The sequence below is a fragment of the Mycoplana sp. MJR14 genome, from assembly GCF_029210525.1.
Classification (GTDB): Bacteria; Pseudomonadota; Alphaproteobacteria; order Rhizobiales; family Rhizobiaceae; genus Mycoplana.
In genome coordinates, this window is sequence record NZ_JARGEO010000018.1 from 24297 (window position 1) to 38630 (window position 14334).

Consider the following 14334-nt stretch of genomic DNA (forward strand, 5'->3'; position numbering starts at 1 on the left):
GGCGAACCGGCGACGCCGCGCCCAGCCCCGTCTCCCCGCCTGCGCGGAGAAGGTCCCGGCAGGGGGATGAGGGACATCCGCACAGTTTGAGAAACAGACTTCTCCAGAGAGGAACCGACATGTTGAAATTCACCGCAGAACACGAGTGGCTCAAGGTCGATGGCGACGTCGCCACCGTCGGCATCACCACCCACGCCGCCGAACAGCTCGGCGACCTCGTCTTCGTCGAACTGCCCGAAGTGGGCGCGAGCTTCGACAAGGGCGGCGACGCCGCCACCGTCGAGAGCGTCAAGGCCGCCTCCGACGTCTACTGCCCGCTCGACGGCGAGGTGGTCGAGGTCAACCAGGCGATCGTCGACGACCCGTCCCTCGTCAACAGTGATCCGCAGGGCGCCGGCTGGTTCTTCAAGCTGAAGCTCAAGAACAAGGCCGATGTCGAAGGGCTGCTGGACGAGGCCGCCTACAAGGAGCTCGTCGGCTGATGAACCTGCCCAAGGACTTCACCTTTACCGATTACCAGCCCTATGACTTCGCCAACCGCCGCCATATCGGCCCCTCGCCGGCCGAAATGGAGGCGATGCTGAAGGTGATCGGCTATGACAGCCTCGACGCCCTGATCGACGACACCGTGCCGAAATCGATCCGCCAGACGACGCCGCTCCAGTGGGGCGCGCCGATGTCGGAGCGCGAGGCGCTCGACAAGCTGCGCGAGACGGCCAACAGGAACAAGAAGCTGGTCTCGCTGATCGGCCAGGGCTACTACGGCACCATCACCCCGCCGGTGATCCAGCGCAACATCCTGGAAAACCCGGCCTGGTACACCGCCTATACCCCCTACCAGCCGGAAATCAGCCAGGGCCGCCTCGAGGCGCTGCTCAACTACCAGACCATGGTCTGCGACCTGACCGGCCTCGACATCGCCAACGCCTCCCTGCTCGACGAGGCGACCGCCGCCGCCGAGGCGATGGCCATGGCAGAGCGCGTCTCCAAGTCGAAGGCCACCACCTTCTTCGTCGACGAGAACTGCCACCCGCAGACGATCGCGCTGCTGAAGACCCGCTCCGAGCCGCTCGGCTGGTCGATCAGGGTCGGCAACCCGTTCCAGGAGCTCGTGCCTGCCGAAGTCTTCGGCGCGATCTTCCAGTATCCCGGCACCTACGGCCACGTGCACGATTTCACCGGCGTCATCGCCGACCTGCATGCGGCCGGCGCGATCGCCGTCGTCGCGGCCGATCCGCTGGCGCTGGCGCTGTTGAAATCGCCCGGCGACATGGATGCCGACATCGCCATCGGCACCACCCAGCGCTTCGGCGTGCCGGTCGGCTACGGCGGCCCGCACGCCGCCTACATGGCGGTCAAGGACGCCTACAAGCGCAACATGCCGGGCCGCCTCGTCGGCGTCTCCGTCGATGCCCGCGGCAACCGCGCCTACCGCCTGTCGCTGCAGACCCGCGAGCAGCACATCCGCCGCGAGAAGGCGACGTCGAACATCTGCACCGCCCAGGTGCTGCTCGCCGTGATGGCCTCGATGTATGCCGTCTTCCACGGCCCGCAGGGCATCAAGGCGATCGCCCAGCAGGTTCACCGCAAGGCGGTCCTCACGGCCAAGGGGCTGGAAAAGCTCGGCTACGCGGTCGAGCCGGATGTGTTCTTCGACACGATCACGGTCCATGTCGGCAAGCTGCAGGGCATCATCCTGAAGACCGCCGTGGCCGAGGAGGTCAACCTGCGCAAGATCGGCGACGACCGGATCGGCATCAGCCTCGACGAGCGCTCGCGGCCGGTGACGCTGGAAGCCGTCTGGCGGGCCTTCGGCGGCGATTTCAAGGTCTCGGACTTCGAGGCCGACTATCGCCTGCCCGGCAACCTGCTGCGCACCAGCGCCTACCTGACGCACCCGATCTTCCACATGAACCGCGCCGAAAGCGAGATGACCCGCTACATCCGCAGGCTCGCCGACCGCGACCTGGCGCTCGACCGCTCGATGATCCCGCTCGGCTCCTGCACGATGAAGCTGAACGCGACCGCCGAGATGCTGCCGATCACCTGGCCGGAATTCTCCGAGATCCATCCCTTCGTCCCCGCCGACCAGGCGGAAGGCTACAAGGAACTGATCGACGACCTCTCCGCCAAGCTCTGCGCGGTGACCGGCTACGACGCGATCTCGATGCAGCCGAATTCAGGGGCGCAAGGCGAATATGCCGGGCTGCTGACGATCCGCGACTACCACATCGCCAACGGCAACGCCCATCGCGACGTCTGCCTGATCCCGACCTCCGCCCACGGCACCAATCCGGCCTCGGCGCAGATGGCCGGCATGAAGGTCGTGGTCGTCAAGGCGAGCGACAACGGCGACATCGACATGGATGATTTCCGTGCGAAAGCAGAACAGTACGCCGAAAACCTCTCGTGCTGCATGATCACCTATCCCTCCACGCACGGCGTCTTCGAGGAGAACGTGCGCGAGGTCTGCGAGATCGTCCACAGCCATGGCGGCCAGGTCTATCTCGACGGTGCCAACATGAACGCCATGGTCGGGCTCGCCCGCCCCGGCGACATCGGCTCCGACGTCAGCCACCTGAACCTGCACAAGACCTTCTGCATCCCGCATGGCGGCGGCGGTCCCGGCATGGGGCCGATCGGCGTCAAGGCGCATCTGGCGCCCTTCCTGCCGAAGGACCCGCGCACGGCCGAGGCAGGTGCGGTCTCCGCAGCCCCCTTCGGCTCGGCCTCGATCCTGCCAATCTCATGGAGCTACTGCCTGATGATGGGCGGCGAGGGCCTGACGCAAGCGACCAAGGTGGCGATCCTGAACGCCAACTACATCGCCGCCCGGCTGAAGGGCGCCTATGACGTGCTCTACAAGTCGGCCAGGGGCCGGGTCGCGCACGAGTGCATCGTCGACACCCGCCCGCTGGTCGACAGCGCCGGCGTCACCGTCGACGACGTCGCCAAGCGGCTGATCGACTGCGGCTTCCACGCGCCCACCATGAGCTGGCCGGTCGCCGGCACGCTGATGATCGAGCCGACCGAATCGGAGACGAAGGCCGAGCTCGACCGGTTCTGCGATGCGATGCTGGCGATCCGCGAGGAGGCCCGCGCCATCGAGGAGGGCCGGATGGACAAGGTCAACAACCCGCTGAAGAACGCCCCGCACACGGTGGAAGACCTCGTCGGCGAATGGGACCGCCCCTATTCGCGCGAGCAGGCCTGCTACCCGCCCGGCGCCTTCCGGGTCGACAAGTACTGGTCGCCCGTCAACCGCGTCGACAACGTCTACGGCGACCGCAACCTCGTCTGCTCCTGCCCGCCGCTGGAGGACTACGCGGAAGCCGCCGAATAGCACAACGCAAAGGTTGGCTCCGCGGGCCTTTTGACCTGCCGCGGGGCCAACGACCACGCAAGGGCGCGTCCCAACGCCGGCGCCCCGACGCTGCAATTGCCGGTGTTCCGGACCCGCGGCCCACCCTGCCTCTCATCCGGCCTTCCGGGCCGCCGTCTCCCCGCACGCGGGGCGAAGGAAGCGGCGCAGTCCGCCAGGAGAACCGGGTCCGACCGGACGCTCGCGGGAAACGGCCGGGACGCTAGGCCCGCGGCAAAGTCACCACGAAACGGGCACCGTTCCGATAGGTCGTGTCGAGAGAGATCGAGCCCGCATGGCTCTCGACAATCCGCTTGGCGAGCGCCAGCCCGATGCCGGTGCCGTCATAGCGTTTCTCGTCCTGGTGCAGCCGCTGGAACAGTCCGAACACGGCCTCCGCGTATTTGGGGTCGACGCCGATGCCGTCGTCCTCCACGACGATGCGCACCTCGTCGGCACTGGCCTCGCCATGGACCCGCACCCGCGGCGCCCGGTCGGAATGCCGATACTTGACGGCGTTGCCGATCAGGTTCTGCATCAATCGCCGCAGGAGTTCCGGGTCGCCCTTGACGCAGGGCAGCGGCATCACCTCGATCTCGGCATTCGCCTCGCGAATGTGGCTTGCCAGCACCGTCATCGCGTCGGAGACGACGGCGTCGAGCGGGACCCTCTCCACGTGCCGGATGCTGTAGGCGATCTGCGCATATTCCAGCAGGCGTTCGACCAGCCGCTGCATGCGCCTGGCCGCCTGCCGCACATAGTCGGCATGCAGCGCGAGATCGTCCAGTTCGCCCCGCTCGATGTCCTCGGCGATCATCTCGGCGAACGAGGCGATGTGCCTGATGGGCGCCTTTAGGTCGTGCGACACCGTCCCCGTGAACTGGTTCAGCGCCTCGTTCTTGCGCTGCAACTCGAGCGCCTGTTCCTCCAGGCGCTCGTGCTGCCGCCAGGTCTCGGTCACGTCGCGGCCGACGGCGACGAACTCCACCGCCTGCGCCCCCTCGAAGGTCGCCGTCGCGATCCACAGGATCGAACGGATTTCGCCCTGCGCGTTGGGCATCCGGAACTCGCCCGTCAGGATCGGGGCCTCGGGCGTGATCCGCATCAGCGCCCTGAGGCCGGCGCTCTGCCTTTCCTCGATCTCCTTCAGGTTGCGGCCGATCAGCCTCTCGGGCGTCGTGCCGCGGAATCTGGCATAGGGCTCGTTGCAGAACCGGATGATCAGGTCCCGGTCGGCCCGCACGATCTGGTCGGGAAGGAGGCGCAGCAGTTCCGCATACTGGCGCTGCTTGGCGTCGAGCGCCTCCTCGATGGCCTTCAGGTCGGTGACGTCGATCCGCAGACCGATCACCTCGCCGCTGCCGGTCGCATGGCATTCCGAACGGATCCAGCGCCCGTCGCCGGTCGGAAAGATCGTCGGTACCCCGCTCTGCTCGCGGTGATGGGCCAGACGGGCCTGGACCACCGCCTCGGCTTCCGGGGTGCCTTCGACGATGCCCTTGTAGATTCCCGACCGGACGTTGGCCCTCAGGATGCTCTCCAGACTGACGCCGACGCGCAAGGCATGCTTTGCCGCCCCGCAGCTCTCTCGAAATGCGCGGTTGAAGACCAGCACCCTCTCGTTGCGGTCGAAGATGACGACGCCTTCGGGGATCTTGTCCAGCGCGGAATAGATCCGGCTGCCGAGCATCACCTGCTCGCCGTGGCTCCCGCCGGTCGACAGGCTGCGCAGCATGAGCGCATAGCCGGTTGGCAGATCGGCCTCGCCGAGTGCGATCACATGGGCAGACGCCTCGAATTCCGACCCGTCGGCCCGGAGGAACTGCATGACATGGCTGTGGCCGCGGCCGGAGACGGCAAGCCCCTGCAGCAGTTGCGCGACGTCGTCGCAGCGCAACACCGCGGGCAGTGCCTCGTCCGTCGCCCCGTTTCCCTCCCATCCGAGCGTCCGGCGTCCTGCCTCGTTGAGAAAGAAGCGCACCGCCTCGAGGTCGGTGACGATGACCGGAAAGGGCAACAGCTCGTAGAGCGATTCGGAAAAATCCCGAGGTGAATGCATGCTGGTGGATGCCACCTCCCGATATCGTCGAATATCGCAAGAAAAGCGCGCCGCCGCCGGGCGGTCAAGGGCCATGGATGTAGTCCGGCCGCAACCATCGCATCGGCAGCTTCGAACAGGCACGGCTGCCCAGGCAGCCACGGTGGATCAGGAGAAAATCGGTAGTCGGACGGTGTGCCGTCAGCCCACCCGCACCGTCGCGCCGCCGGCAGCGGCCAGCGCCGCCAGGTCGGCGGGCTTCAGCTCGACCGATTCGCCGCAGCCGCAGGCGGACGTCTGGTTGGGGTTGTTGAAGGTGAAGCCGGAGCGCAGCGTCGTCACCTCGAAATCCATCTGCGTGCCGAGCAGGTAGAGCACCGCCTCCGGCGCCACCCAGACCCGGGCGCCGGCATGCTCGACGAGATCGTCCTTGGCGTTCGGCTCGGTGACGAGATCGACGGAGTACTCCATCCCCGCGCAGCCACCCTTCTTGATGCCGACGCGGATGCCCCTGGCCTCGCCGCCGGCATTGTCCACGATCGCCTTGACGCGATCGGCAGCGGCATCGGTGAGCGTCATAACTGCAAAGGCCATGGGCCAGATCTCCTTCACCGGCCGGGTTCAAGGCCCGACGGTTTCCGAATCCAATGTAATGGGGGGCGTCGACGCGATCAATAGCGCGGCGCCGCAGGCGGTCCCGTCAGTACCAGCCGACGGCGACCTGCGCCTCTTCCGACATGCGGTCCGGCGTCCACGGCGGATCGAACACCATCCGGACCTCGACACCGGAAACGCCCTCGACGGCGCCAACGGCATTTTCCACCCAGCCCGGCATCTCGCCGGCGACCGGGCAGCCGGGCGCGGTCAGCGTCATGTCGATCTTGACCATCCGGTCGTCCTCGATGTCGATCTTGTAGATCAGGCCGAGTTCGAAGATGTCAGCAGGGATTTCCGGGTCGTAGACGGTCTTCAGCGCGCCGATGATATCGTCGGAAAGGCGCGCCAGCTCGTCGGCGGGGATGGCCGAATTGACGATCCCCTCGCGGGCATCGACCTTGTCTTCGGTGGCATCGACAGACATTTCCAACTCCTCAGGCGAAGAACTTGCGGGCATGGTCGAGCGCGTCGGCCAGGATGTCGACCTCGGCGCGGGTGTTGTACATGCCGAACGATGCCCGGCATGTGGAGGTCACGCCGAAGCGTTTCAAGAGCGGCTGGGCGCAATGGGTGCCGGCGCGAACGGCGACGCCGGCCCGGTCGATCACCATGGAAACGTCATGGGCGTGGATGCCCTCCAGTTCGAAGGAGAAGATCGAGCCCTTGCCGGGCGCGGTTCCGAACATCTTCAGCGAGTTGATCGCCTTCAGGCGCTCCTGCGCGTAGGCCGCAAGGTCCGCCTCGTGCGCGGAGATCGCAGCTCGTCCGATCTTCTCCATGTAGTCGAGCGCGTAGCCGAGCCCGATCGCCTGGACGATCGGCGGCGTGCCGGCCTCGAAGCGGTGCGGCGGATCGTTGTAGGTGACGATGTCCTCGGTGACCTCGACGATCATCTCGCCGCCGCCCTGGAACGGCCGCATCTGCCGCAGGCGTTCCTTCTTGCCGTAGAGCACGCCGACGCCGGAGGGACCGTAGAGCTTGTGGCCGGTCATCACGTACCAGTCGCAATCGATGTCCTGCACGTCGACCGGCAGGTGCACGGCCCCTTGCGAGCCGTCGACGAGCACCGGGATGTCCCGCTCGCGCGCGATCCTGCAGATCTCCTTGACCGGCACGATCGTGCCGAGCGCGTTAGACATGTGCGTGATCGCGATCAGCTTCGTCTTCTCCGTCAGGCACTTGACGAAGTCCTCGACATGGAAGGCGCCCTCGTCGTCGACCGGCGCCCAGACGAGCTTCGCCCCCTGGCGTTCGCGGATGAAATGCCAGGGCACGATGTTGGAGTGGTGCTCCATGATCGTCAGCACGATCTCGTCGCCGTCGCCGATATTCGGCATGCCGTAGCCATAGGCGACGGTGTTGATCGCCTCGGTCGAGGACTTGGTGAAGATGATGTCGTCGACCGACGGCGCGTTCAGGAAGCGACGCACCTTCTCGCGCGCGCCTTCATAGGCCTCCGTCGCGGCATTGGAGAGGAAATGCAGGCCGCGATGGACGTTGGCGTATTCGTTGGAATAGGCGTGCGCCACCGCATCGATCACCACCTGCGGCTTCTGCGCCGAGGCGCCGTTGTCGAGATAGACCAGCGGCTTGCCGTAGACCTGCCGCGACAGGATCGGGAAGTCCCGCCGAATGGCTTCGACGTCATAGGCGGAGACCGGCTTGAACTGGTTCATCTCGACAATCCCGTCACGCGTGCTTTTCCAGCCAGTCGGAGATGACGCCTTCCAGCGCCTCGACCAGCGTTTCGTCTTCCAGCTCCTCGACGATCTCCGCCACGAAGCCGTTGACCAGCATCGCGCGCGCCCGGTTCTCCGGAATGCCCCGCGCCATCAGGTAGAACAGCTGGGTGTGGTCGATGTCGATCACGGTCGCGCCGTGGCCGCACTGGACGTCGTCGGCGAAGATCTCCAGCTCCGGCTTGGCCGAAAACTCGGCCTCGTCGGACAGAAGCAGCGTGTTGCACGACATCTTCGCATCGGTCTTCTGCGCATCCTGGGCGACGCGGATCTGCCCCTGGAACACGCCGCGCGCCCGGTCGAGCACGACGTTGCGGATCACCTCGGTCGAGGTCGTGTGCGGCACGTCGTGGCCGACGGTGAAGGTCACGTCGGTATGGCTTTCGCCGCCGAGCAGGTTGATGCCGCGCAACCTCAGGTCGGCGCCCTCGCCGACGACGCCGACATGGATCTCCTGGCGCACCAGCTTTCCGCCGCCGTTGATGACGTAGAGGCGCAGCTTCGCATTCGCGCCGAGCTCGGCCTTGAACTGGCCCAGGTGCGTATCGGCCTCGCCCTCGGACTGGAAGATGATCCAGGTGACGTCCGTGTCGTCGGCGAGCCGGACCTCGGTGATCGAGGTGACGAGCGCAGCTTCACCACCGACCGCGAGGTGCCGTTCGATCACGGTCGCCTTTGCGCCCGTGCCGAAGGTGACGGGGAAGCGGGTGTTGACCTGGCCGCAGTTCTGCACCGACTGGATCTCGATCGGCGCCTCGGCCGCAAAACCGTCTGCAAAGTCGATCGAAAGCCCGTCGCGGACGAAGGAGCCGTTGATCCGGCCGATCACGTCGTCGCCGTCCCGCGCCACGAGGCCGGCCGCCGCCGAACCGTCGAGCAGCGCCTCGCCGTAGGAGCGCACGGTGATGCCTTCCTGCATCACGCGGGCATGCGCCTTGCCGTTGACGATCGAAAGCACGGCCGAACCCGGCACGATCGGATCGACGCGCTCGGCGCTGGCACCGTGCACGAAGGCCGGAACCACACGCAGCAGCGCCTTCAGGTCGGTATAGTGCCAGGCCTCGACCCGGCGGGTCGGCAGGCCCGACTTCTTCAGGTCGCTGAGCAACGTGTCACGGGCGATGAGCGTCGCGCCGTCGCCGGGAAGATCCCCCAGCTGCTCGTTGTAGGTGTCGACCAGCGCTGCTTCCGCCGCCGTCAACTTGATCCCTGCTTGCATGTTCATGGATCGCGTCCTTCCCGGCTCAGGCGGCCGCCCCGATGATGTCGGCATAGCCGTTGGCTTCGAGTTCGTGCGCCAGCGTCTTATCGCCCGACTTGATCACCTGGCCCTTATAGAGCACGTGCACCGTGTCCGGCACGATGTAGTCCAGCAGGCGCTGGTAGTGGGTGATGACGACGACGGAGCGGTCCGGCGAGCGCAGTGCGTTGACGCCGTCGGCGACGATCTTCAGCGCATCGATGTCGAGACCGCTGTCGGTCTCGTCGAGCACGCAGAGCTTCGGCTCGAGCAATGCCATCTGCAGGATCTCGGCGCGCTTCTTCTCGCCGCCGGAAAAGCCGACGTTGAGCGGCCGGCGCAGCATCTCCGGCGAGATCTGCAGCCCTGCGGCCGCCTCCTTGACGCGGCGCATGAAGTCCGGCGTCGACAGCTCATCCTCGCCCCGCGCCTTGCGCTGTTCGTTCATCGCGACCTTCAGGAACTGCATCGTGGCGACGCCGGGGATCTCGACCGGATACTGGAACGCCAGGAAGATCCCCTTGGCGGCGCGCTCAGCCGGGTCGAGCTCGAGGATGCTCTCGCCATTATAGAGGATGTCGCCCTCGGTGACCTCGTAGTCCTCGCGGCCCGACAGGATGTAGGACAGCGTCGACTTGCCCGAGCCGTTCGGCCCCATGATCGCGGCAACCTCGCCGTCCTGGACGGTCAGGTTCAGTCCGCGGATGATCTCGGTGCCGTCCTCGGCGATGCGTGCGTGCAGGTTTCTGATTTCAAGCATTGTGTGTCTCTCAATCTTCTTTCTTGCTTCCGAACAGGAAGCGATCATGGGGTTCCAGCCAGAACACGACCGCGAGGAGAACTAAGGAAACAAACCCAATTCCCTTTGCCCATGCCCATCCGGCGATCAGTCCGGCAACGCCGAGGAAGAGACCGAGGACCGAAAGGAAGATGGTCAACACCATCAGCTTCAGCCCAAACGTCATATCCTCGACCCTCAAACGTGTCTGCGACTAACCGACCGAGCCTTCCAGCGAGATGCTGATCAGCTTCTGCGCCTCGACGGCGAATTCCATCGGCAGTTCCTGGATCACTTCCTTGACGAAGCCGTTGACGATCAGCGCGATCGCCGCCTCCTCGGGAATGCCCCGCTGCAGGCAGTAGAAAAGCTGGTCCTCGGAGATCTTCGACGTCGTCGCCTCGTGCTCGAACTGGGCGGATGCGTTCTTCGCCTCGATATAGGGCACCGTGTGCGCGCCGCAGCGGTCGCCGATCAAAAGCGAATCGCACTGGGTGAAGTTGCGCGCGTTCTCCGCCTTGCGGTGGGTCGAGACCTGGCCGCGATAGGTGTTCTGCGAGACGCCGGCGGCAATGCCCTTGGAGATGATGCGGCTCGACGTGTTCTTGCCGAGATGGATCATCTTGGTTCCCGAATCGATCTGCTGGTGGCCGTTCGAAACCGCGATCGAGTAGAACTCGCCGCGCGAACCGTCGCCGCGCAGGATGCAGGACGGGTACTTCCAGGTGATCGCCGAACCGGTTTCCACCTGCGTCCAGGAGATCTTCGAGTTCTTGCCGCGGCAATCGCCCCGCTTGGTGACGAAGTTGTAGATGCCGCCCTTGCCGTCCTTGTCGCCCGGATACCAGTTCTGGACGGTGGAATACTTGATCTCGGCGTCATCGAGCGCCACAAGCTCCACGACCGCCGCGTGCAGCTGGTTCTCGTCGCGCTGCGGCGCGGTGCAGCCCTCGAGGTAGGACACGTAGGCGCCTTCCTCGGCGATGATCAGGGTCCGCTCGAACTGGCCGGTGTTCTTCTCGTTGATCCGGAAATAGGTCGAAAGCTCCATCGGGCAGCGAACGCCCTTCGGCACGAAGACGAAGGAGCCGTCGGTGAACACCGCCGAGTTCAGCGTCGCATAGAAGTTGTCGGTCGTCGGTACGACGGAGCCGAGATACTTCTTCACCAGGTCCGGATGCTCGCGGATCGCCTCGGAGATCGACATGAAGATCACGCCGGCCTTCTTCAGCTCTTCCTTGAAGGTGGTGACCACGGAGACGGAATCGAAGACCGCATCGACGGCGATCTTCGAGGTCTGGACGCCGGCCAGGATCTCCTGCTCGCGCAGCGGAATGCCGAGCTTCTCATAGGTCTTGAGGATTTCCGGATCGACCTCGTCGATCGACTTCGGCCCCGCCTGGTTCTTCGGCGCGGCATAGTAGTAGAGGTCGTTGAAGTCGATCTTCGGGTATTCGACGCGCGCCCAGGTCGGCTCCTCGAGCGTCAGCCAGCGGCGATAGGCTTCCAGCCGCCACTCCAGCATCCACTCCGGTTCGTTCTTCTTGGCCGAGATGAAGCGGATGATATCCTCGGAAAGGCCTTTCGGCGCCTTCTCCATCTCGATCGTCGTTTCGAAGCCGTATTTGTACTGGTCGACGTCTATCAGACGGACCTGATCGATCGTTTCCTGCACCGCAGGCATGTCGTTCTCCAATCTCGCCGGATCCAAGGTCCGGCAGCTTGTCAACGTCTGGCGGGTATCCGCCGGTTATGTAGGCGCCAGAAGGGGCTTTTCACACCTTTTGGCAAGTAAAAACTTGCGCTTCCTCAACTTTCGTCAGGCGGCCGCGACACCGTGTCGCCGCCGTCCTGCAATTCGTCCGAACGCCGCCAGGAACCGCTCCACATCCGCCTCGGAGGTCGTCGCCCCGAGCGAGACGCGCAACGCCCCGAGCCCGGCGTCGAAACCCATCGCCGTCAGCACGTGGCTCGCCCCGACCTTGCCCGACGAGCAGGCCGAGCCGGCCGACAGCGCGATGCCCTCGAGATCGAAGGCGATCTGCCCCGTTTCCGATTTCAGCCCCGGTAGACTGAAAAAGGTGGTGTTGCACAGGCGCGAAACGTCGCGGCCGGGAAGGCGTCCATGAATGACGACGTCGGCGGCGATCTCCGCCATCCCTGCCTCCATCCGGTCGCGCAGGCCGGCAATCCCGATGTTGCGCCCGTCCATCCCCTCGATCGCCGCGCGTGCCGCCGCGGCAAAGCCTGCGATCGCGCTGACGTTCTCCGTGCCGGAGCGATGCCCCTTCTCCTGCCCGCCCCCATGGATCAGGGGCTTCGGCATCAGCACCTCGCCGCGCGCGACCAGCGCGCCGGCACCCTTCGGCCCGCCCAGCTTGTGCGACGACAAGATGAGGAAATCGGCATCGAGGTCGGCGATCGACAGCGGCAGCCTGCCGGCGCCCTGCACCGCATCGACCACCAGCAGCCCGCCGTGCCGGCGCACGATCGCCGCCGCCTCGCGCACCGGCTGGACGATGCCGGTCTCGTTGTTGGCCAGCATGATGGCGACCATCGGCAGGCCGGCGGACGCATCATGGGTGGCAAGCAAGTGCTCCAGTGCGGCGAGGTCGACGACGCCCACAGGCGTCACCGGGATCTCGGTGACCTTGTCCTTGCCGAACCGGCCACCTTCGCGCACCGCCGGATGCTCGATCGCCGAGACATAGAGCCGGCCGATCGAAAGCGGGGTGCGCCCCATGCGGAAGTCCGGCGTCAGCACCATGTTGGCGGCTTCGGTCGCGCCGCTCGTGAAGGTGACGTGCGCAGCCTCGGCACCGGCCAGTGCCGCGACGTCGCGGCGCGCGCCGTCGATCAGCGCGCGTGCCGCCCGCCCCTCGCCGTGGACCGAGGACGGGTTGCCGTCGAGCGCGAGCGCGGCCAGCACGGCCTGGCGCGCCGCCGCCGAAAGCGGCGCCGTCGCGTTCCAGTCCAGATATGTCCTCACCTTCTCAGGCATCGAAATGGCTCCGATTGCGTCTCTGGCGGCGCGGCGAGCATTTTTCTTGAAATTTCCGCCGGGCTTGCCGTATGAGACGAACCTCAGGCACGCAGATAGCGTAGCAAAGTTTCGAATGGTTCTAAACTAGTTTCTAGAAAAGCTGACTGGTTTCGTCAAGACTTCCAGCGCCATCGAAACAGTTTTTGATCCTAAAAAACGTCTCGGAGTACGAATGCCCGAAATCATCTTCAACGGACCCGCCGGTCGCCTGGAAGGCCGCTACCAGCCTTCCAAGCAGAAGAACGCCCCGATCGCGATCATCCTGCATCCGCATCCGCAGTTCGGCGGCACGATGAACAACCAGATCGTCTACCAGCTGTTCTACATGTTCCAGAAGCGCGGCTTCACCACGCTGCGCTTCAACTTCCGCGGCATCGGGCGCAGCCAGGGCGAGTTCGACCACGGGGCGGGCGAGCTTTCCGATGCGGCGTCGGCGCTCGACTGGGTGCAGAGCCTGCACCCCGATTCCAAGAGCTGCTGGGTCGCCGGCTATTCCTTCGGCGCCTGGATCGGCATGCAGCTTCTGATGCGGCGCCCCGAGATCGAGGGCTTCATGTCGATCGCCCCGCAGCCGAACATCTACGACTTCTCCTTCCTCGCCCCCTGCCCGTCCTCCGGCCTGATCATCAACGGCGACAGCGACAAGGTCGCACCGGAAAAGGACGTCAACGGCCTGGTCGAGAAGCTGAAGGCCCAGAAGGGCATCCTGATCACCCACAAGACCGTCCCCGGCGCCAACCACTTCTTCAACGGCCAGGTCGAGACGCTGATGGCCGAATGCGAGGACTACCTCGACCGCCGCCTCGCCGGCGAACTGACGCCGGAACCGGCGGCCAAGCGCATCAGGTAGCCGATGCGCGTCATTGTCGACACGAACGTCCTCGTGAGCGCTTGTATCGGCAAGGGACCTTCCTCGAAGGTCATTGAAGCATGCTTGACCGGCGCCGTCGCGCCGGTCGTTGGCACCACGCTGTTCCTCGAATATTGCGACGTCTTTTCCCGCCCGGCGCCATTTGCACGCGCCCGTTTCAGTGCTGACGAACGAGCCTTGCTCCTTCGGGCTTTCATTTCAGCATGCACCTGGCAGACAATCTATTTTCAATGGCGTCCCAATCTCGCCGACGAGGCGGACAATCATCTGATCGAATTGGCATTTGCCGCCAACGCCGGTATAGTCGTCACGAGCAACTTTAAGGACTTCCAGCATTCAGATCTGATGTTCCCTCAGATCGAGATCCTGCAGCCGGAAGCGTTCCTGGATAGGTATTTGCGATGAATGCGGTCACGCTCAAAATTCCGGACGATGTCCATCGCAAGGTCAACGAGATCGCCGCTGAACGTGGACTGCGTCCGGAAGATCTGCTTGCCGACATGGCAGAACGCATGGTTCGCGAATACGACGCCCATCAGGCATTCATGGAAATGGCTGACCAGGGCAAATCGGATGTCGACGCGGCGGTCAAGCTTCTGAACCGCCC

The 14334-nt window shown here is 65.1% G+C and carries 14 protein-coding genes; 5 read left to right on the top strand and 9 right to left on the bottom strand.

Annotated features, from left to right (window positions below; translation table 11 throughout):
• The first annotated feature begins 119 nt into the window (after positions 1-119).
• A complete protein-coding gene (gene gcvH / locus P0086_RS24615; protein WP_112595883.1) occupies positions 120-482 on the top strand; it encodes a glycine cleavage system protein GcvH in 363 nt (120 codons plus the stop codon).
• The gene (gene gcvP, locus P0086_RS24620) at positions 482-3343 is read left to right on the top strand and encodes an aminomethyl-transferring glycine dehydrogenase (protein WP_275790718.1); all 2862 of its coding nucleotides are present in this window, start codon (positions 482-484) and stop codon (positions 3341-3343) included. The genes gcvH and gcvP overlap by 1 nt, the downstream gene beginning before the upstream one ends.
• Positions 3344-3584: 241 nt before the next feature.
• On the opposite strand, the gene P0086_RS24625 is transcribed toward gcvP, so the two are convergent.
• From P0086_RS24625 to P0086_RS24665, 9 genes are all read right to left on the bottom strand, one after another.
• On the bottom strand, positions 3585-5435 hold the full coding sequence (locus P0086_RS24625; RefSeq protein WP_275790720.1) for an ATP-binding protein: 1851 nt from the start codon (positions 5433-5435) through the stop codon (positions 3585-3587).
• Positions 5436-5600: 165 nt separating this feature from the next.
• Entirely contained in the window at positions 5601-5993 is a 393-nt protein-coding gene (gene sufA / locus P0086_RS24630; RefSeq protein WP_275790722.1) for a Fe-S cluster assembly scaffold SufA, read from the bottom strand.
• A gap of 106 nt (positions 5994-6099) precedes the next feature.
• Positions 6100-6480 (bottom strand): SUF system Fe-S cluster assembly protein, encoded by a 381-nt coding sequence (locus P0086_RS24635; RefSeq protein ID WP_112595891.1) that lies wholly within the window; start codon positions 6478-6480, stop codon positions 6100-6102.
• Between the two features lie 10 nt (positions 6481-6490).
• On the bottom strand, positions 6491-7732 hold the full coding sequence (locus tag P0086_RS24640; RefSeq protein WP_275790724.1) for a cysteine desulfurase: 1242 nt from the start codon (positions 7730-7732) through the stop codon (positions 6491-6493).
• A gap of 13 nt (positions 7733-7745) precedes the next feature.
• Positions 7746-9020: a Fe-S cluster assembly protein SufD gene (sufD, locus tag P0086_RS24645; RefSeq protein WP_275790725.1), complete on the bottom strand. Its 1275-nt coding sequence runs from the start codon at positions 9018-9020 to the stop codon at positions 7746-7748.
• A 19-nt stretch (positions 9021-9039) separates the two neighbouring features.
• The gene (gene sufC, locus P0086_RS24650) at positions 9040-9795 is read right to left on the bottom strand and encodes a Fe-S cluster assembly ATPase SufC (protein ID WP_275790727.1); all 756 of its coding nucleotides are present in this window, start codon (positions 9793-9795) and stop codon (positions 9040-9042) included.
• Between the two features lie 10 nt (positions 9796-9805).
• Positions 9806-10000 carry a hypothetical protein gene (locus tag P0086_RS24655; protein ID WP_275790729.1) on the bottom strand — a complete coding sequence of 65 codons (195 nt, stop codon included), beginning with the start codon at positions 9998-10000 and terminating at the stop codon, positions 9806-9808.
• A gap of 27 nt (positions 10001-10027) precedes the next feature.
• A complete protein-coding gene (gene sufB, locus P0086_RS24660) occupies positions 10028-11497 on the bottom strand; it encodes a Fe-S cluster assembly protein SufB (RefSeq protein ID WP_275790731.1) in 1470 nt (489 codons plus the stop codon).
• A 135-nt stretch (positions 11498-11632) separates the two neighbouring features.
• Complete coding sequence (locus P0086_RS24665; RefSeq protein WP_275790733.1) at positions 11633-12814, bottom strand: cysteine desulfurase family protein; 1182 nt, start codon at positions 12812-12814, stop codon at positions 11633-11635.
• 214 nt (positions 12815-13028) lie between these two features.
• On the opposite strand from P0086_RS24665, the gene P0086_RS24670 reads away from it, so the two are divergent.
• The 3 genes from P0086_RS24670 to P0086_RS24680 all read left to right on the top strand — a co-directional run.
• On the top strand, positions 13029-13706 hold the full coding sequence (locus tag P0086_RS24670; protein WP_112595907.1) for an alpha/beta hydrolase: 678 nt from the start codon (positions 13029-13031) through the stop codon (positions 13704-13706).
• Positions 13707-13709: 3 nt separating this feature from the next.
• A complete protein-coding gene (locus tag P0086_RS24675) occupies positions 13710-14132 on the top strand; it encodes a putative toxin-antitoxin system toxin component, PIN family (protein WP_275790736.1) in 423 nt (140 codons plus the stop codon).
• Positions 14129-14334 (top strand): hypothetical protein (locus P0086_RS24680; protein ID WP_275790738.1); only part of this gene is annotated, 206 nt, incomplete at its 3' end. The genes P0086_RS24675 and P0086_RS24680, both read left to right, overlap by 4 nt.

Bases quoted from the DNA above. Each gene is read 5' to 3' on its own strand.
- gcvH (WP_112595883.1), top strand. From the start codon at position 120: ATGTTGAAATTCACCGCAGAACACGAGTGGCTCAAGGTCGATGGCGAC.
- gcvP (WP_275790718.1), top strand. From the start codon at position 482: ATGAACCTGCCCAAGGACTTCACCTTTACCGATTACCAGCCCTATGAC.
- sufA (WP_275790722.1), bottom strand. From the start codon at position 5,993: ATGGCCTTTGCAGTTATGACGCTCACCGATGCCGCTGCCGATCGCGTC.
- P0086_RS24635 (WP_112595891.1), bottom strand. From the start codon at position 6,480: ATGTCTGTCGATGCCACCGAAGACAAGGTCGATGCCCGCGAGGGGATC.
- P0086_RS24640 (WP_275790724.1), bottom strand. From the start codon at position 7,732: ATGAACCAGTTCAAGCCGGTCTCCGCCTATGACGTCGAAGCCATTCGG.
- sufD (WP_275790725.1), bottom strand. From the start codon at position 9,020: ATGAACATGCAAGCAGGGATCAAGTTGACGGCGGCGGAAGCAGCGCTG.
- sufC (WP_275790727.1), bottom strand. From the start codon at position 9,795: ATGCTTGAAATCAGAAACCTGCACGCACGCATCGCCGAGGACGGCACC.
- P0086_RS24655 (WP_275790729.1), bottom strand. From the start codon at position 10,000: ATGACGTTTGGGCTGAAGCTGATGGTGTTGACCATCTTCCTTTCGGTC.
- sufB (WP_275790731.1), bottom strand. From the start codon at position 11,497: ATGCCTGCGGTGCAGGAAACGATCGATCAGGTCCGTCTGATAGACGTC.
- P0086_RS24665 (WP_275790733.1), bottom strand. From the start codon at position 12,814: ATGCCTGAGAAGGTGAGGACATATCTGGACTGGAACGCGACGGCGCCG.
- P0086_RS24670 (WP_112595907.1), top strand. From the start codon at position 13,029: ATGCCCGAAATCATCTTCAACGGACCCGCCGGTCGCCTGGAAGGCCGC.
- P0086_RS24675 (WP_275790736.1), top strand. From the start codon at position 13,710: ATGCGCGTCATTGTCGACACGAACGTCCTCGTGAGCGCTTGTATCGGC.